Raw genomic sequence first — 18,155 nt, 5'->3', positions numbered from 1 at the left:
GGGGTCGTGGGGAGTATTCCCCATGGACCAGCTGATGACCTGCCCGTAGCGTGCAGGTGTACAGCTTGACGATGACGAGGGGGATGGGCGCGATGAGCGGGTTCTGGGGAGCCGAGGTTGAGGCAGTCCGTGCGCAGGGCACGCGCTGCACCGGTGCGGCCGGCACGATCGAACAGTTGATGGCGGCGTGCGGCGCTGTGGTCGACGGTGTGGACTGGGTGGGGCCGGATGCCGATGAGTTCCGGGCGCGCTGGGGGAGCGATGTGCGCTCGCTCATCGATCGGGCGATCGAGGAGCTGCGCCGACGTGCCGAGGAGCTCGCCCAGCATGCCGATGAGCAGGATGGTGCCTCCTCGGGTGAGGGCCCGGGCGTCGGCACCCCTGGGTTCCCGTTCCCTCTGCCGATCCCGTTCCCGCTGCCGTTGCCCGGGCCGATCTTCGAGCCGCTCCCGGTGCCGTTCCCGATCCCGTTCCCGCGGCCGCTGCCGGGCCCGATTCCGCTGCCGGACATCCGGATCCCGGAGATCGAGCTGCCGGAGGATTGGAACGGCCCGATCACGCTGCCGGACGTCCCGGATATCGACTTGCCGGATGTCCGGATCCCGGAGATTGAGCTGCCGGAGGATTGGAACGGCCCGATCACGCTGTCGGACCCCGGCTTCCCGATCCCTCCGCGGTTCCCGCTGCCGCCGATCCCGCCGCTGCCGGATCCGCTGCCGCTGCCGGATCCGTGGCCGCTGCCGGAGGACAGCCCCTTCCCACTGCCGCAGCCGCTGCCGCGTCCGCTGCCGATCCCGGATCCGTGGCCGTTGCCGCAGCCGCTGCCGCGTCCGCTGCCGATCCCGGATCCGTGGCCGTTGCCGCAGCCGCTGCCGCGTCCGCTGCCGATCCCGGATCCGTGGCCGTTGCCGCAGCCGATGCCGCGTCCTGACATCTACCTGCTCTGACAGCGTCAGGGTCCCGCCCGGCCAGTCGAGAGCGCTGGTACCATCGCGATATGTCTCGCACTACGTTCCTCGACTGGCCGGTGATCCGGCAGCTCCGGGGCGGTGATCCGACGGGCCGCGGCGCAGCGGTCACCTCGGCCGCCACTCGGGCCACGGCTCCACGTACAGCGATCGCCGATGGCGTCGCTGAGAGCGTCTGCCCCTACTGCGCCGTCGGCTGTGGGCAGCGTGTGTTCCACAAGGATGGCAAGGTCATCCAGGTCGAGGGCAACCCCGACTCTCCGGTCTCGCGCGGGCGTCTGTGCCCCAAGGGCGCGGCGAGCGAGCAGCTGGGCAACTCCCCGCTGCGGCAGACGAAGGTGCTCTACCGCGCGCCGTACGCGACGGATTGGAGCGACCTCGACTACGACACCGCGATGGACATGATCGCGGACCGTTTCATCGAGGCGCGGCGCAACCACTGGGAGGATGCCGACGAGCAGGGGCGGCCCCTGCGTCGCACCATGGGCATCGCGAGCCTGGGCGGCGCGACCCTCGACAACGAGGAGAACTACCTCATCAAGAAGTTCTTCACGGCTGCCGGGGCCATCCAGATGGAGAACCAGGCCCGTATTTGACACTCCGCTACGGTTCCCAGTTTGGGAGCCTCGTTCGGGCGCGGCGGCGCCACCCAGTACGTCGCGGACTTCGCGAACTCCGACCTGATCGTCATCGAGGGCGGCAATATGGCCGAAGCCCATCCGGTGGCGTTCCAGTGGGTCGTCGAGGCGAAGAAGCGCGGCGCGACCGTCATCCATGTGGATCCCCGGTTCACGCGCACCTCTGCGAGCGCGGACAAGCACATCCCGATCCGCTCGGGCACGGACGTCATCCTGCTCGGCGCGGTCATCAAGTATGTGCTGGACAACGACCTGTGGTTCGAGGAGTACGTCAAGACGTTCACCAACGCGTCGACGATCGTCTCTGAGGACTATGTCGATGCCGAGGACGCCGAAGGCATCTTCTCCGGCTTCGATCCGGAGACGGGCACGTACGATCTGTCCACCTGGCGCTACGCCGGCGATGAGGATCAGGTCGCGCGCGGTCTGCCGGAGCGGGACGAGACGCTGCAGCATCCGCGCACGGTGTTCCAGATCCTCAAGCACCACTACTCCCGGTACACGCCGGAGATGGTCGAGGAGTACTGCGGCATCTCGCGCCAGGACTTCGAGTACTTCGCGCAGAAGATCGCGGAGAATTCCGGCCGGGAACGCACCACGTGCTTCGCCTACGCACTGGGCTGGACCCAGCACCAGGGCGGCTCCCAGATGATCCGCACCGCGGCGATCCTGCAGCTGCTCATGGGCAATGTGGGCCGTCCCGGCTCCGGCATCATGGCGATGCGCGGGCACGCCAACATTCAGGGCGCCACCGATCTGCCCACGCTGTTCCACATCCTGCCGGGGTATCTGCCGATGCCGAAGGTGGGACAGGACGACTTCTACGAGTACACGCAGAAGATCGGCAAGAAGGAGCAGAAGGGCTTCTGGGCCAACGCCGATATCTATGCCACCAACCTGCTGAAGGCATGGTGGGGCGATAAGGCCACGGCGGAGAACGACTACTGCTACCACTACCTGCCGAAGCTCACGGGTGCACACAGCACCTATCAGACGCTGATGCTGATGCTCGACGGCGGCGTGGACGGCTACTTCCTGCTGGGACAGAACCCGGCAGTGGGCTCGGCCAACGGTCGTCTGCAGCGGCGCGGCATGTCCAACCTCAAGTGGATGGTCGCCCGCGACTACTACATGATCGAGTCCGCCAGCTGGTGGAAGGACGGTCCGGAGATCGAGTCCGGCGAGGTCCGCAGCGAGGACATCGGCACGGAGGTCTTCTTCCTGCCGGCGGCCAACCACATGGAGAAGGCCGGGACGTTTACCCAGACCCAGCGCATGGTGCAGTGGCGCGATCAGGGGCCGACGCCGCCTGATGACGCCACCAGCGAGCTGCAGTTCATGTATGACCTGGGCTGCCGGGTGCGCGAGAAGCTCAAGGATTCGACCGACGAGCGGGATCGTCCGCTGCTGGATCTGACCTGGGACTACCCGGTGGACGAGCATGGCGAGCCCGATGCCGAGGCCGTCCTGATGGAGATCAACGGCAAGCACCTCACCGGGGAGAAGGCCGGGCAGCCCCTGGCCGCCTTCGGGGAGATGAAGGGCGATGGCTCCACCGCCGGTGGCTGCTGGATCTACGCCGGCATCTTCAAGGACGGCGTGAACCAGGCACGGCGCCGCAAGCCGGGCCAGGAGCAGGATCCGATCGCCCTGGACTGGGGTTGGGCCTGGCCGGCCAACCGCCGCATCCTGTACAACCGTGCCTCCGCCGACGCTCAGGGCCGTCCCTGGTCGGAGCGCAAGAAGCACGTGTGGTGGGATGAGGAGGAAGGCAAGTGGGTCGGCAACGACGTCCCGGACTTCCCGCCGACCAAGCGACCGGATGACCCGGGTGACCCGAGCAAGGGCGGCGCGGCTGCCCTGGCGGGCACTGACGCGTTCATCATGCAGTCCGATGGCCGCGGCTGGCTCTTCGCTCCGACGGGCATGCTGGACGGACCTCTGCCCACGCATTACGAGGGGCCGGAGTCCATGGTGACCAACCCGCTGTACGCACAGCAGTCGCCGCCCACTGGCATCCACCCCGATCGCGACGAGGACAACCTCAACTCGCCGGGCGTGACCGGTGCGGACTCCGGGGTGTACCCGTACGTGTTCACCACGTACCGCATCACGGAGCACCACACGGCCGGTGGTATGAGCCGCTTCCTGCCGTACCTCTCGGAGCTGCAGCCGGAGCTGTACTGCGAGGTGTCCCCGGAGCTCGCCGAGGAGCTGGGTCTGGAGCCGTACGGCTGGATGACCATCATCTCGGCGCGGTCCGCGATCGAGGCGCGGGTGTTCGTCACCGAGCGCATGACGCCGCTGGAGATCGGCGGGCGCACCGTGCACACGATCGGGCTGCCGTACCACTGGGCCCGCGGCAAGGAAGCGGTCGTGACCGGTGACTCGGTCAATGACCTCATCGGCCTGAACCTGGATATCAACACGCAGATCCAGGGGTCCAAGAACAACCAGTGCGCGATCCGTCCGGGTCGCCGCCCGCACGGCAAGGCGCTGCGTGAGCTGGTGCGCGAGTATCAGCTCAAGGCGGGCATTGTCGAGGGCGAGCCGGTGCTGCGCGAGCATGACCCGCTGGGCAGCTCGGGCACGGACGACGCTGCGGAGACGGTGCCGATGGAGGTCCGCGGGTCCGATGAGGCCGGGGGCGCACCGACAGGAGAGGGCACTACGAAGGAGGGTGAGGCGCGATGACGCTGCTGTCCGGATCTGAAGGCCCGATGGCCGCTGCCGGCTGGGGTCGGGAGCACACCCGCAAGGGGTTCTTCACCGATACGTCCATCTGCATCGGCTGCAAGGCCTGTGAGGTGGCGTGCAAGGAGTGGAACCAGAATCCCGCCGATGGCGAGATGAAGATCCTGGGGTCCAGCTACGACAACACCGGCGCGCTGGGGGCCAACACCTGGCGGCACGTCGCATTCGTCGAGCAGGGTCGCGAGCGGATCGAGGAGGCTCGGGAGTCCGGGCGCAAGCTCGTGAGCCTGGGCATGCCCGGCATCGGTCCGAAGAGCACCCAGCGCGGTGCCCTGCCTGCCGGGGATCTCTCCGGCACCGACCGCACCCCGCCGGACACCCCGGAGTTCCGCTGGCTGATGTCCTCGGATGTGTGCAAGCACTGCACGTACGCCGGCTGCCTGGATGTGTGCCCCACCGGTGCGCTGTTCCGCAGCGAGCACGGCAGCGTCGTGGTCCAGCAGGACATCTGCAACGGTTGCGGCACCTGCGTGGGCGCCTGCCCCTTCGGCGTCATCGAGCGGCGCGACGACGGCACCATCTCCCCCAAGGAGAGCCGTGACGAGCGCTTCGACCAGGACGTCAAGGAGATGGGCACCGCCCACAAGTGCACGCTGTGCTACGACCGCCTGGTCGACGGCGAGCAGCCGGCCTGCTCCGCCACCTGCCCGACGACCTCGATCAAGTTCGGTGATCGCGAATCCATGGTCGCCGAGGCCAAGGAGCGGGTGCGCGAGCTGCACGCGCGCGGCATGACCGAGGCGCGGCTGTACGGCGCGAACCCGAACGACGGCGTGGGCGGCACCGGCTCGGTGTTCCTCCTGCTGGATGAGCCGGAGGTGTACGGCCTGCCGCCGGATCCCCAGGTGCCCACGAAGTATCTTCCCCAGATGTTCGCGCGCGCGGGCATCGCGGCCGTCGGCATGGCGGTCACGGCCGCTCTCGCGTTCGCAGGAGGACGGCGATGACCAGTTCGTTCGACAGCTACCGTCCGGAGGAGTCCGGGCAGCGCCGCGGCAAGCGGATCAAGGGCGAGGATGCGACTACTCCCAACACTCCCGCGCAGGATGCGATGGCCGGGCAGCGTCGGCGCGGATCCGGGGCCGACGAGGGCCGCCGCGAGATGAGCGTGGTGGGGGACGTGCAGTTCGACTCCTACTACGGCCGTCCGGTCGTGAAGGCGCCGCCGTGGCGCGGACCGATCGCCGCGTACCTGTTCCTCGGTGGTCTGGCCGGTGGCTCCGCGCTGCTGGGCTACGGGGCGCAGCTCACGGGCCGAGACGCGCTGCGCCGCAACTCGCGGCTGATCGCGCTGGCGGCCCTGGGCGGCGGCACCGCCGCCCTGATCGAGGACCTCGGGCGTCCCGAGCGGTTCCTGCACATGATGCGCACCGTGAAGATCACCTCGCCGATGAGCCTGGGCACCTGGATCCTGGCGTCCTTCGGGACGCTCTCCGGGGTGCTCGGTGCGATCGAAGTGGACCGGATGACGAAGGAACGCCTGCCGCTGGGGCCGCTGCGCCCGCTCGTGCATGGCATGGAGGGGGCGGCCGGCCTCGGCCAGGCGGCGCTCGCCCCGGTCCTCGCCTCCTACACCGGCGCGCTGCTGGGTGACACGACGGTGCCCACCTGGTCGGCGAGCCGGGACCACCTGTCCTTCGTGTTCGTCTCCTCGGCGAGCCTCGCCTCCGGCGGTGCCGCGATGGTGACCAGCCCGCAGGCGGAGACCGGCCCGGCCCGGGTCATGGCTGCCTTCGGTGCCGTGGGCGATGTCGTCTCGATGCACCTCATGAAGGAATCGATGCACCCACTCGAGCGCGAGCCGCTCGAGGAGGGCGCTGCCGGCCAGAAGCTGAAGTGGGCCGAGCGCCTGGCCATCGCGGGCGGGATCGGGGCCGTGCTCTCGCGGCGCTCGAAGCTCCTGTCGGTCGCGAGCGGTGCGGCTCTGGTCGCCTCCTCCGTGCTCACCCGCTACGGCGTGCTCGAAGCGGGGCTTGAGTCCGTGAAGGACCCGCGCCGCGTGATCGAGCCGCAGAAGGCGCGCCTGGCCGCCCGGCGGGCCGCCGGCATCACCGACGACTCGATCACGACCGCCGGCTGAACAGACCCGGCCGAACAGACAGAGAAACCTGGAAAGCCCCCGGTGCCCGCGTGAAGCGGGCATCGGGGCTTTCTCTGTGCGGTGCAGTGTCTGCAGCGGGGCGCCGGACCGGAAGGCTCAGCGCACGCGGATCCCGGAGCCCTCGATCGTCTCGCCGATGATCGGGTAGCCGGGCACCTCGCCGATCACGAGCAGACCGCCGGAGGTCTGCGCATCGGCCAGGAGCAGCAGGTCCTCCTCGCTCACCCCGTCATCGACGGTGAGGTGATCGCGCACCCACTCGAGGTTCCGCCGCGTGCCGCCGGAGATGAAGCCGTCGCGCAGCGCCTCGGCCGCGCCGTCCACGAGCGGCACTGCGGTGCGGTCCAGGACGGCGCCGATGCCGGAGGCGCGCATCATCTTGTGCAGGTGCCCCAGCAGGCCGAAGCCCGTCACGTCGGTGGCGGCCTTCAGCCCGGCGGCGACCGCCGCCTGGGAGGCATCCCGGTTCAGTGTGGTCATCGTGGCGATCGCCGCCTCGAAGACCTCACCGGTGTTCTTGTGCCGGTTGTTCAGCAGGCCCACCCCGAGGGGTTTGGTGAGGGTGATCGGCAGCCCGGCCTCGGCGGCGTCGTTGCGCAGGAGCTGTGCCGGATCCGCGGTACCGGTGACGGCCAGGCCGTACTTGGGCTCGGGGTCATCGACGGAGTGTCCGCCGATCACGGGGGTGTGGGCCTCGTTCGCCATGTCCTTGCCGCCGCGGAGGATCTCCTGCAGCTGCTCGTAGGGGAGGGTGCCGCGCGGCCAGCCCACGAGGTTGATCGCCACCACCGGGGTGCCGCCCATCGCGTAGATGTCCGAGAGGGCGTTCGCGGCGGCGATGCGGCCGAAATCGTACGGGGAGTCCACGACGGGGGTGAAGAAGTCCGCGGTGGACAGCACCGCCAGGCCGTCCTGGACGCGCACAGCCGCGGCGTCATCACCGTCATCCAGCCCCACGATCACGCTCGGAAAATCCTGGCCCGCCAGGACCGACACCGCCTCTTCGAGCTCTCCGGCGGGGATCTTCGAGGCGCAGCCACCACCGTGTGCCATCTGGGTCAGTCGCTTCGGGGCGTCGTCCTCGACGCTGATGAGATTTGGGATCGCAGTCATGGCACCGAGTATAGGAACGCCCCAGGTGGGGCCCAGGGTCCAGTGGCGATCGCACCCGGTGATGCACGGACTAGACTCAGGGATCGGCGCCCAGCGCCGCAGGGAGGCGTCTGTGTTCCTGGTGGGCACCCTGGTCTTCAAAACCAGTGAGGCCGAGCATCTCGGTCTGGCGGGTTCGATTCCCGTCCGCCTCCGCCATGATCCGCCGACGGGAGGAGCTTGCCCATCATGATCGTGGACGACCCCCGTCGGCGGATCCCCCGCACCGATCAGCTGCTCGCGCATCCGCTGGTCGTCGCGGCGACCCGGACTCTCAGCGAGAAGGTGGTGCGCGGCATCGTGCGCGCCGCCCAGGACCGTGCCCGCAGCGGCCACATCACCCCGGAGCAGGTCGAGGGCGAGGTGCTCGCCGCCGTGGACTCCCGTTCCGCGAGCTCCCTGCGCCCGGTGCTGAACGCCACCGGCGTCATCGTCCACACCAACCTGGGGCGCGCCCCGCTCTCGGACCCGGCCCGGCAGGCGCTCGCCGATGCCGCCGGGTACACCGATGTGGAGTTCGATCTCGCCACCGGGGCGCGGGGCCGACGGGGTGCCGGAGCGCGCGCCGCCCTGCTCGCCGCCTGCCCGGCCGCCGAAGATGCGCTCGTGGTCAACAACGGGGCCGGTGCCCTGCTGCTGGCCTGTACGGCCCTCGTCGGCACCGGGGAGGTGATCGTCTCCCGCGGTGAGCTGATCGAGATCGGGGCGGGTTTCCGCCTGCCGGACCTGATCCAGAGTGCCGGTACGCACCTGCGCGAGGTCGGCACCACCAACCGCACGCACCTGCAGGACTACCGCGACGCAATCGGTGCGGACACCCGCGCGATCCTCACCATCCACACCAGCAACTACCGCGTCATCGGCTTCACCGCCGCGCAGGGACCCGCCGAGCTCGCGCCCCTCGCCCGGGAGCACGACCTGCCGCTCATCGCCGATCTCGGCTCGGGGCTGCTGGCCCCTGACCCGGTGCTGCGCGAAGAGCCCGATGCCACCACCGCCCTGGAGGCCGGGGCAGATCTCGTCATCGCCTCCGGAGACAAGCTGCTCGGCGGCCCCCAGGCCGGAGTGCTGCTGGGCAAGGCCGAGGTCATTGCGCGCCTGTCCCGGCACCCCCTGGCCCGCGCTGTGCGGGCCGACAAGCTCACCCTCGCCGCGATCGAAGCGACCCTCACCGGCCCGGAGCCGCCGGTGCTCGCGGCCCTGCATACCCGGGCCGAGGACTTGCGGCAGCGCACTGAGGCCTTCGCGGAGCGCCTGCGGCAGCAGGCCCCTGGTCTCAAGGTTGAGGTCCTCGAGCATGACGGCCGCACCGGCGGCGGCGGAGGCGCGGAGGTGCCGCTGCCCGGTTGGGCGCTGCACCTGCCCGCCGCCCTGACGGGAGCGCTGCGCACCCCATCGGGCCCGGAGCTGGTGCCCGTCGTGGCGACCACCCGGGAAGACGCCTGCGTGGTGGATCTGCGCTGCATACCCGCGGCGGCGGAGGACCAGCTGCTGGCCGCGCTGTGCGGCGCTGCGCCGGAGATCGAGCGGATGGGGGAGGGGCGCCGATGAGGGTCATCGCGACCGCTGGTCATGTGGACCACGGCAAATCCACCCTCATGCGCGCCCTCACCGGGATCGAGACCGACCGCTGGGCGGAGGAGAAGAAACGGGGTCTGACGATCGACCTGGGTTTCGCCTGGACCACCCTGCCCGGCGGCACCGAGGTCGCCTTCGTGGACGTGCCCGGGCATGAACGGTTCATCGGCAACATGCTCGCCGGGCTCGGACCCGCGCCCGTCGTGCTGTTCGTCGTGGCGGCCGATGAGGGCTGGCAGCGCCAGTCCAGCGACCATCGTGACGCCGTGCTCGCCCTCGGGATCGACCGCGGAGTCGTGGCGCTCACCCGCAGTGACCTCGCCGCGCGAAACGACTCCACCGGTCAGCTGCTCGAGCGGAGCCAGGAGCAGGTGCGCCGCGAGCTAGCTGGCACCGGCCTCGGGGACGCCCCGATCATCCCGGTCTCCGCGGTGACGGGGGAGGGGATCCCCGCGCTGCAGGAGGCGCTAGCGACCGTGCTGGACCAGCTGCCGCCGGTGGAGGCCGAAGCCCCGGTGCGGCTGTGGGTGGATCGCGCCTTCAGCATCTCCGGTTCCGGCACTGTGGTCACCGGCACCCTGGGCACCGGGACGCTGCGCGTAGGCGATCAGCTGCAGCTGATCGGCGCCGCGCACAGCGGGCCGGTCAGCGTGCGGGGCCTGCAGTCCCAGGGCGCCTCCCACCAGCACCTCGAGCCCGTCTCCCGCGCGGCCGTGAATCTGCGCGGTATCACCACCGAACAGGTGGGACGCGGCGATGCCCTCATCACCCCCGGGGCCTTCCCCCTGAGCGACCGGATCGACGTGCGCCGCACCAGCGGGGAGGACCTCACCGCCCTGCCGCACGAGATCCAGCTGCACATCGGCTCCGCCTCCGTGCCCGTGCACGTGCGACCCTTCGATGCCGACCACGCCCGGCTCACTCTGGACCGCGAGCTGCCGGTGCGGCTCGGGGACCGCATCGTCCTACGCGGCACCGGGGAGCACCTGGTGCTCGGCGGCGTGCAGGTCATGGACGTGGACCCGCCCGAGCTCACCCGACGCGGCGACGGCACCCGTCGCACCGCCCAGCTCGAGGAGCTGCCGGACGCTGGTGGTGATGTGACCGTCGAGGTGCGGCGCCGCCGGGCTGTGCCGGAGACGCGCCTGCGCCGCGCTGGGATCGACGTGCCTGAGCCCCTGCCGGACGGCATCGAGCGCCACGGGGACCTGCTGGTCGATGCGCAGGCCCTCGCCACCTGGACCACGCAGCTGACAGACCTCGTCACCGCTGCCCAGCGGCGCGATCAGCTCTCGGCTGGCGTGCCGCTGGGGGCTGCCGCGCAGCAGCTGGACCTGCCCGATGCCGCGCTGCTGGCGGTGCTGGTGCGCCGAGCCGAACTGCAGGAGACCGACGGGCGCCTGCGCAGCCGCAACGCCGCCGCGGGGCTCGGAACGGCGGAAACCGGGGTCGCTGAGCTCGAGAAGCGGCTGCGGGCGGAGCCCTTCGCCGCCCCGGAAGCAGATGACCTCGCAGCTCTGCGGCTCGGGCCACGCGAGCTCGCCGCCGCCGAACGGATCGGCCGCCTGCTGCGTCTCGAGGACGGCGTGGTGCTGCTGCCCACTGCCCCGGCGCTTGCCATGCGGGAGATCGCGCGGCTGCCGCAGCCCTTCACGCTCTCCCAGGCCCGTCAGGCCCTCGGGACGACGCGACGGGTGGCGATCCCGCTGCTGACGCATCTCGACGGTCGCGGCTGGACGCGGCGGGTCGACGGTTCGCTGCGCGAGGTGGTGCGCTGAGGCCCAGCTCAGCGCAGTGCGATTCAGCGCCGCGCGGCGCGGTGCAGATACTGCTGGTGGGCCTGGACTAGCTGCTCGGCGATCCGCTGGTAGGTCCGATCGGGCGAGTAGCCATTCTCATCGCGCGACATCTTCAATGCTGTGAGCGGCACCGTCTTCCCGTCACGTAGATGCAGCTGCACTCCACCGGGGCCGCGGCGCGCCGTCGGCACCTCGATGTGGGCGATCTGGGCGAAGGGGATCGACTGCGTGCCACCGAAGCCGGTGGACCAGGAGACCGCATCGTGGGTGATCTGCACCCCGCTGCGCAGGCCGATGAACAGCAGCAGCCCACCGACGATGACGGCTAGGGGCAGTATCAGGAGCAGGAGCAGCAGCCCTGCTTCGCCCGTCACCGCCCACATCACCACGGCGAACACGCTGCTGAACAGCCCCGCTATGAGGGAAGCGATCCCCCCGATCATCAGACCTTTCGCGCGTCCGCTGCGTTGCCTCTGGGCCATGGCACCCCCGATCGTCACTGTGGTAGGCGGCCCCGCACCTGGGGCCACGGTGGCCATGCTAGTCAGCGCCGCTCGAGCGTCGTCATTGCCGCGCGGTGCTGTGCAGGAACTGCTGGTGGGCTTGGATCAGCTGAGTGCGCACGGAACTGAGATCCAGCGTGCCCGTCACCACGGAGGGGTCGGTCGGCCCCACCCACAGGGCCACCAGGTCCTCTTCGCGGCCATCGCGAAACTGGAGGAGCGCGATATTCCGGCCCCCGCGATGCCGAGGCGGCAGGATGCGGTGGAGGTCCTGCCAACGAACGGTCCGGTCGGGGCCGATGTAACCGCACCAGGTGAAGCCGTCGGCCGTGATCTCCAGTCGTCCCTTGCGCGCCATCCGCAGCAGGAAAAGGCCGGAACCGATTCCGAGAGCAGCGGGCAGAAGAAAGAACAGCACGGCGCTGGTGTCCAGGACGAACCACAGCACGATCATGGTGACGAGCAATCCCACGCCCATCAGCATGATGAAGGGGCCGACGACGAACAGCATCTTCGCGGCGGTGGCACGGATGACGGTGGGCTGCACGGCGACTCCATGGCGTCAGATTCCTAGCGGGCCTTCGTCGACTCTACTGTCGTCACCCCGGGAACTCTTCACGGGATCATTGCACCCCTACAGACAGCCCATGGGGAGTACTCCCCATGGGCACTGTGCGATCGAGCGCCTACGCTGGCCGGGATGACGACGGCGCTACGGTGCCACACGGGACTTTCAGGGGAGTGAGCGGTGATGAGCGGGTTCTACGGCGGCGTGCCGGAGCAGATGCGGGCACAGGGGGTGGCCTGTCGGCAGGGGTCCCAGACCATCATCCAGACCACCGATGCTGTCACCGCGCTGATCGACTCCGTGCCGTGGCTGGGGCCGGATGCGATCGCGTTCCGTGCACTCTGGCACGGCCAGGTCAAGCCCTCACTGTACGCGAAGGCCGAGGACATCCGGGCCAAGGGTGAGGAGATCACGCAGCACGCCGAGGAGCAGGATCACGTCTCCAACAGTGACGGTGGCGGCGGGGGGATCTTCGATGCGGTGCGGGACTTCATCGAGGACCTCTTTCAGCCCGGCGGTCCCTTCGGCCCCGGACTGCCCGGCGGCCCATTCAGCCCAATGAACCCCGCCATCATCGACTTCCTCAAGGACTCCCTCATGGACGGCGGCCAGCGCCCCGGCCAGGAGATGTACGGCGGCTCGGGCTACCACGGGCGCGGTCAGGCCGCCGGCAACGACCGGCCGCTGGGCGCCTACAACGACGACTTCTCCTTCGGCGACGGTCGTGAGCTCGAGGGCGACCTCGGATACGCCGACGTGTACGCCCGCGGCGGTGCCTCCTTCGGCGGCAACCACACCGTGGACAAGTACGGCAACCACACCGGCACCATAGGCGGCCGCGCCGGAGCCGAGGTCGGCTTCGAAGGGTCGCTGAACGGCCCGAACGGAAGCGTCACCGGATCCGCCAATGCCGGCGCCGAGGCCTACGCGGAGGCCGGCGGCACCGTCGGGCCCGATGGTTTCTCCGCTGGCGGGAAGGCCGGCATCGGCGCCTACGCCAACGGCTCGATCACCAGCGAGACCATCGGCGGGGGATCCCAGTCGGTCGACGGTCAGGCGTACGCCGGTGCCTACGCGAGTGCGAACGCGTACTCACATGCCACGCGAAACGCCGATGGCAACATCAACGGCTGGACCCTCGGGGCCGATGCCCGCGCCTTCGCCGGCGCGGAAGCGGGCGCCACCTTCGGCGAGTCCAGCCCGGGCGGCTGGTTCTCCGGCTCCACCGAGATCAAGGCCAAGGCCGGGGCCGGTGGCGGTGCCGGTGGCGGTGCGGTCATCTCTACCGACGCGATCGGGTTCAACGTCTCTGGCGAGCTTGCCGCGGGTCTGGGCCTGAAGGGCTCCACCAGCTTCGCCATCCATCCCAATGCGATCGTGGACACCTTCACCCCGGGCGATTACAACCTCGATGATGCGATCAGCGACGGCGGTGCCTTCGTGAACGATCTGAAGGACTCCACCTCGAAGTACAGCCCCTTCTGGTGAGCTGACGGGGTGCGCGCAGAGGGGTGACGCGCTGGGCGGCTCATCGCCCCCCGCGCGTCAACCACTCCTGATGCGCCTTCTGCACGGCGGCACCAGCCCGCAGATACCACGGAGACAGCGCGGTGCTGTCATCCGGCCCCTGGGTCTTGCGCAGGGGCGTGACGGGAACCTGTCGGCCGTCGTGCAGGTGCAGGATCACGCTGCCGCCGGGCTCATGCGCGCTCGGCACCTGTACGTACGCGATCTGCTGCCACGGAACGGCGGTGCGGCGGGAGAACCCGTGGGACCATGAGATGCCCTGGGCATCCACCCTGGCGTGGGTGCGCCAGCCGAACAGCGCCGCAAGCAGACCCAGGGCGCCGATGAGCGCCCCGACCAGCAGCCATGCGATGCCGGCCAGGGCAGAGCCCTGGAGCAGGGGGACCAGCCCGTACAGGCCGGTGAAGCCGCCCATCAGGAGCAGCAGCACCCCGATCCAGATCACCGCCGTGCTGTTGCTGGACCGCACCCTGCGCGAAGTCATCTGAGGCCTCGGCTCCACTCTGCGCCTCCTGAACTGCCAGTGCTCCGTCAGCGGCGGGCCGGCTTCGCGGGCGGCTCGCCGAGCTCCGCGTCCTCGGCGCGCACGCCCTCACCGTCGGCGGCGCCCAGCTCGAGGGACTCGATGCGGCCCAGTGCCACGAGATCCCCGCGCGCCCCCTCCAGATGCGGGACCGCACCCTCAGCCGCGAGCAGACGCACGGACAGCAGCGGAGTCTTCTGCGAGACCTTCGCATCGGACTTGATGCGACGCAGCGCGATCGCGGCCTGCGCGACGGTGTCCAGCAGCGCGGCCTCCTGCCCCGCGGCGGCCTCCCGCAGCGGCGCAGCCTCAGGCCAGGGCTGGGTGTGCACGCTGCCCTCCCGCCACCAGGACCACACCTCTTCGGTGGCGAACACGACCACGGGGGCGAACAGCCGCAGCTGCACCTCCAGAGCGATCGCGAGCGCCGCCCGGGCGGAGTCCGCCCCGGCCTGGCCGCGCGGCGAGTTGCCGTGGGCGCGCTCCTTGACCAGCTCGATGTAGTCATCGCAGAACGCCCAGAAGAACGGCTCGATGATCTCCAGCGCCCGCGCGTAATCCAGCGCATCCTGCGCGGCGGTCGCCTGCTCCACCACCTCTGCCAGGCGCGCCAGCAGCGCCCGGTCCAGCGGATCGGTCACGGCCGACGGGTCCGCGGCCAGGCGTCCGGTCGGATCCGCGGGCGCAGCCCCGAAGCCGAGGGCGAACTTGGAGGCATTGAGGATCTTGATGGCCAGGCGCCGCCCGATCTTCATCTGCCCCTCGTCGAAGGCAGTGTCCGCACCCTGCCGGGCGCGGCCTGCCCAGTAGCGCACCCCGTCCGTGCCGTGCTGTTCGAGCAGCCCGACGGGGGTGACCACATTGCCCTTGGACTTCGACATCTTCTTGCGGTCCGGATCCAGGATCCAGCCGTTGATCGACGCAGTGGACCACGGCAGGGAGTTCGTCAGCAGATGCGAGCGCACCACGGTGGAGAACAGCCAGGTGCGGATGATGTCGTGGCCCTGCGGACGCAGATCCATCGGATACACCCGCTCGAACAGCTCCGCATCATCCAGCCAGCCGCTCACCAGCAGCGGGGACAGCGAGGAGGTGGCCCAGGTGTCCAGCACATCGGGGTCGGCGGTGAAACCGCCCGGCTGATCCCGCTGTTCCTCGGTGAAGCCGTCCGGGGCATCCAGGGTCGGATCCACCGGCAGCTGCTCCGCACAGGGGGTGAGGATGCGGTCGTAGTCGATCTCGCCGTGCTCATCCACGCCGTACCACACGGGGATCGGCACTCCGAAGAAGCGCTGGCGGGAAACCAGCCAGTCCCCGGCCAGGTTCTCCACCCAATTGCGGTAGCGCGACTCCATGAACCCCGGATGCCAGTCGAGCTCGCGGCCGCGGGCGATGAGCTGCTCGCGCAGGCCCCCGGCCTCCGTGTCGCGGCCGCCGTTGGCGAAGTACCACTGGCGGCTGGTCACGTACTCCAGCGGCTTATCGCCCTTCTCGAAGAACTTCACCGGGTGGGTGATCTTCGTCGGCTCGCCGACCAGGTCACCGGAGGCGGTCGCCTTCTCCACCACGAGCTTCTGGGCGGTGAACACCGTCTTGCCGACCAGCTCCGCGTAGTGGGCGCGCCCCTCCGCGGTGGTGATCCAGGGGGCATCTGCGAGGAAGCGGCCGTCCCGGCCGATCACCGCGCGGGTGGGCAGCTCGAGCTCTCGCCACCAGATCACGTCGGTCGCATCACCGAAGGTGCAGATCATCGCAATGCCGGCGCCCTTGTCAGGCTTAGCCAGCGGATGGGGGTGCACCGGCACCTCCACACCGAACAGCGGAGAGGTCACCGTCGTGCCGAACAGATCCTGGTACCGCTGATCGTCGGGATGCGCCACGAGCGCCACGCAGGCGGGCAGCAGCTCCGGGCGGGTGGTCTCGATGAAGACTTTCTGCCCGCTGCCATCGGTCTTGGTGAAACCCAAGCGGTGGTAGGCGCCCGGCAGGTCCTTGTCCTCCTGCTCGGCCTGCGCCACCGCGGTGCGGAAGGTGACATCCCAGGCCGTCGGCGCCTCCGCCTGGTAGGCGGTGCCGGCGGCGTAGTGGTCCAGGAACGCCTTCTGTGAGACCCGCCGGGAGGTCTCATCGATGGTCTGGTAGCCCAGGCTCCAGTCCACCGACAGCCCCAGGGTGCGGAAGACGTGCTCGAAAGCCTTCTCGTCCTCGGTGGTCAGCTCGAGGCACAGCTCGATGAAGTTGCGCCGCGAGATCGGCATCTGGTTCTGCGGCTTGGCGGTCTGCGCATTGCCGCCACGATGCGGAGGCTCGAAGTCCTCCACGTAGGGCAGCGACGGGTCGCAGCGCACGCCGTAGTAGTTCTGCACCCGCCGCTCGGTGGGCAGACCGTTGTCGTCCCAGCCCATCGGGTAGAAGCAGTTCTTGCCGCGCATGCGCTGGTAGCGCACGATCATGTCCGCCTGCGAGTAGCCGAACACGTGGCCGATGTGCAGGGCGCCGCTCGCGGTGGGCGGCGGGGTGTCCACGCTGAAGACCTGCTCACGGGTGGTGTCGCGGTCAAAGGCGTAGAGCTTCTGCTCATCCCATACCCGATCCCACTTCTCCTCCAGCCCCTCGAGGGAAGGACGGTCGGGGATCGCGGAGCCAGGGCGCGGTGCAGTCTCGGTCATGAGGGCCATTGTTCCAGGTCTGACGGACGGTGCAACGCGCGCGGACGTGGAGGGGCTCACGTGGGCGGGGGGGGACGGGCGAGCACAGGAGGAGAGGTCGGAGAGCACAATAGGAGGGGTCTTGCTCCTTGATTCGGAGGATTCGCATGTCCCTCGAGCGCATCGCCGTCATCTCCGACGTGCACGGCAACCTCACCGCCTACCGGGCTGTCCTCGCCGACATCGCCGCGCGCGGCATCAGGCGGATCATGAACCTCGGGGATGTGATCGGCAAGGGCCCGCGCGGGGGCGCGTGCACGGACCTGACCCGCGAGCGCTGCGAGGTGACCGTGCGGGGGAACTGGGAGGTGTTCATCGCGGGGGACGCTCCGCCGCGCACCGCCGGCTCCGCCTGGTGGAAGGCAGAGCTCAGCACGGAGCAGCGCCGCTGGCTGGTGGACCTGCCGGGCTCGCATGACCTGGTGCTCTCGGGCCGGCGCATCCGCCTGGTTCACGCCTCCCCGGTGGATGAGTTCACCCGCATCCGCCGCGACCACACCGAGGAGGAGTACGCAACGCTCATGGGGCCGACGGAGTTCGTCCGCTCCGAGGCGCCCGCAGACGTCCTCGTCTACGGCGACATCCATGATCCGTATCTGCGCTCGGGCGACCTGGGGCAGGTGGTGAGCGTCGGCTCCGTGGGCAATCAGCTCGATGACCCGGTGCCCTCCTACGCGATCCTCGAGGGGGATTCGAGCGGCGGACGCGAGGCTCCCTTCGGCATCCAGTTCGTGCGCGTGCCCTATGACGTCGAGGCCGAGATCGCCGTCGCCGAGGCATCGACGATGCCCGCCGAGGAGACCGCGGCGTACGCGAGCGAGCTGCGCACCGGGGTGTACCGGGGCTAGTGCCCGGAACTTTCGCACCATCGCACCTTCGTCTTGAATTTTCCTCACCGGTAACCGGCGCCTTCGATGGAGCTGGGTGCGCTGAACAGGAGTGACGCGGAGGGCTCCACATTTTGTTCTGGCGCTAGAAGTTACCCGTCAGAAACGCGGGGCCTGTTTATGGGTTAGCGTGCCGATCGGCAGCTCGGGAAGGGCGCCCTTTCGATCGGCACGATGGCATGCAGGACCTACCCACCTGTGTCGATGGGGCATTGTGCTGACCCTCAAAAGGGACGCTTCCCGTATTCGATGATGCAAGGAGAACATCATGCGCAGGACTCGAGGAATTGTCGGAATCATGGGCGGCGCGGCGCTTCTCGCGGGCCTGTCAAATGGTGTGTGTAAGGGGTGTGGCACCACCCCCTGAAGGAGACACACTGTGACGATTGACGCCATGCCGAAGATGAGCGCCGAGGAGCGCGCTGAGCGTCGTAGAAAGCAGGCCGAGC

The 18,155-nt window shown here is 69.5% G+C and carries 13 protein-coding genes and 1 tRNA gene; 9 read left to right on the top strand and 5 right to left on the bottom strand.

Features of this window, described 5'->3' with window-relative positions; genetic code table 11:
* The first annotated feature begins 92 nt into the window (after positions 1-92).
* The 4 genes from MU407_RS04485 to nrfD are packed head-to-tail and all read left to right on the top strand — an operon-like array spanning position 93 to position 6,440.
* Positions 93-947 (top strand): hypothetical protein, encoded by an 855-nt coding sequence (locus MU407_RS04485; RefSeq protein ID WP_246955678.1) that lies wholly within the window; start codon positions 93-95, stop codon positions 945-947.
* 50 nt (positions 948-997) lie between these two features.
* Positions 998-4,300, top strand: coding sequence for a formate dehydrogenase-N subunit alpha (gene fdnG, locus MU407_RS04480; RefSeq protein ID WP_246955676.1), 3,303 nt, complete (start codon positions 998-1,000; stop codon positions 4,298-4,300).
* Positions 4,297-5,307, top strand: coding sequence for a 4Fe-4S dicluster domain-containing protein (locus MU407_RS04475; RefSeq protein ID WP_246955674.1), 1,011 nt, complete (start codon positions 4,297-4,299; stop codon positions 5,305-5,307). The genes fdnG and MU407_RS04475 overlap by 4 nt, the downstream gene beginning before the upstream one ends.
* On the top strand, positions 5,304-6,440 hold the full coding sequence (gene nrfD / locus MU407_RS04470; RefSeq protein WP_246955672.1) for an NrfD/PsrC family molybdoenzyme membrane anchor subunit: 1,137 nt from the start codon (positions 5,304-5,306) through the stop codon (positions 6,438-6,440). Before MU407_RS04475 ends, nrfD begins: the two co-directional genes overlap by 4 nt.
* Positions 6,441-6,557: 117 nt before the next feature.
* Here nrfD and selD read toward each other — a convergent pair whose 3' ends face one another.
* Positions 6,558-7,574, bottom strand: coding sequence for a selenide, water dikinase SelD (gene selD, locus MU407_RS04465; RefSeq protein WP_246955670.1), 1,017 nt, complete (start codon positions 7,572-7,574; stop codon positions 6,558-6,560).
* Between the two features lie 102 nt (positions 7,575-7,676).
* On the opposite strand from selD, the gene MU407_RS04460 reads away from it, so the two are divergent.
* The 3 genes from MU407_RS04460 to selB all read left to right on the top strand — a co-directional run bounded on the left by MU407_RS04460 (position 7,677) and on the right by selB (position 10,969).
* Positions 7,677-7,772 (top strand) — tRNA-Sec (locus MU407_RS04460).
* A 30-nt stretch (positions 7,773-7,802) separates the two neighbouring features.
* Positions 7,803-9,164 carry an L-seryl-tRNA(Sec) selenium transferase gene (selA, locus tag MU407_RS04455; protein ID WP_246955668.1) on the top strand — a complete coding sequence of 454 codons (1,362 nt, stop codon included), beginning with the start codon at positions 7,803-7,805 and terminating at the stop codon, positions 9,162-9,164.
* The gene (gene selB, locus MU407_RS04450) at positions 9,161-10,969 is read left to right on the top strand and encodes a selenocysteine-specific translation elongation factor (RefSeq protein WP_246955666.1); all 1,809 of its coding nucleotides are present in this window, start codon (positions 9,161-9,163) and stop codon (positions 10,967-10,969) included. Before selA ends, selB begins: the two co-directional genes overlap by 4 nt.
* A gap of 23 nt (positions 10,970-10,992) precedes the next feature.
* On the opposite strand, the gene MU407_RS04445 is transcribed toward selB, so the two are convergent.
* Together MU407_RS04445 and MU407_RS04440 are read right to left on the bottom strand one after the other, a co-directional pair.
* Entirely contained in the window at positions 10,993-11,433 is a 441-nt protein-coding gene (locus tag MU407_RS04445) for a PH domain-containing protein (protein WP_246955664.1), read from the bottom strand.
* A gap of 121 nt (positions 11,434-11,554) precedes the next feature.
* Positions 11,555-12,040, bottom strand: coding sequence for a phage holin family protein (locus MU407_RS04440; protein ID WP_246955662.1), 486 nt, complete (start codon positions 12,038-12,040; stop codon positions 11,555-11,557).
* Positions 12,041-12,244: 204 nt separating this feature from the next.
* Here MU407_RS04440 and MU407_RS04435 point away from each other — a divergent pair, with 204 nt between their 5' ends.
* Positions 12,245-13,549 (top strand): hypothetical protein, encoded by a 1,305-nt coding sequence (locus MU407_RS04435; protein WP_246955660.1) that lies wholly within the window; start codon positions 12,245-12,247, stop codon positions 13,547-13,549.
* 40 nt (positions 13,550-13,589) lie between these two features.
* Here MU407_RS04435 and MU407_RS04430 read toward each other — a convergent pair whose 3' ends face one another.
* Positions 13,590-14,072 (bottom strand): PH domain-containing protein, encoded by a 483-nt coding sequence (locus MU407_RS04430; protein WP_246955658.1) that lies wholly within the window; start codon positions 14,070-14,072, stop codon positions 13,590-13,592.
* A 47-nt stretch (positions 14,073-14,119) separates the two neighbouring features.
* Complete coding sequence (gene valS / locus MU407_RS04425; protein WP_246955656.1) at positions 14,120-16,780, bottom strand: valine--tRNA ligase; 2,661 nt, start codon at positions 16,778-16,780, stop codon at positions 14,120-14,122.
* A gap of 146 nt (positions 16,781-16,926) precedes the next feature.
* Here valS and MU407_RS04420 point away from each other — a divergent pair, with 146 nt between their 5' ends.
* Entirely contained in the window at positions 16,927-17,667 is a 741-nt protein-coding gene (locus MU407_RS04420) for a metallophosphoesterase family protein (protein WP_246955654.1), read from the top strand.
* Positions 17,668-18,155: the final 488 nt, after the last annotated feature.

Source organism: Brachybacterium sp. Marseille-Q7125 (assembly GCF_023062615.1).
GTDB lineage: Bacteria > Actinomycetota > Actinomycetes > Actinomycetales > Dermabacteraceae > Brachybacterium.
This window is presented reverse-complemented; position numbering and strand designations above follow the sequence as displayed.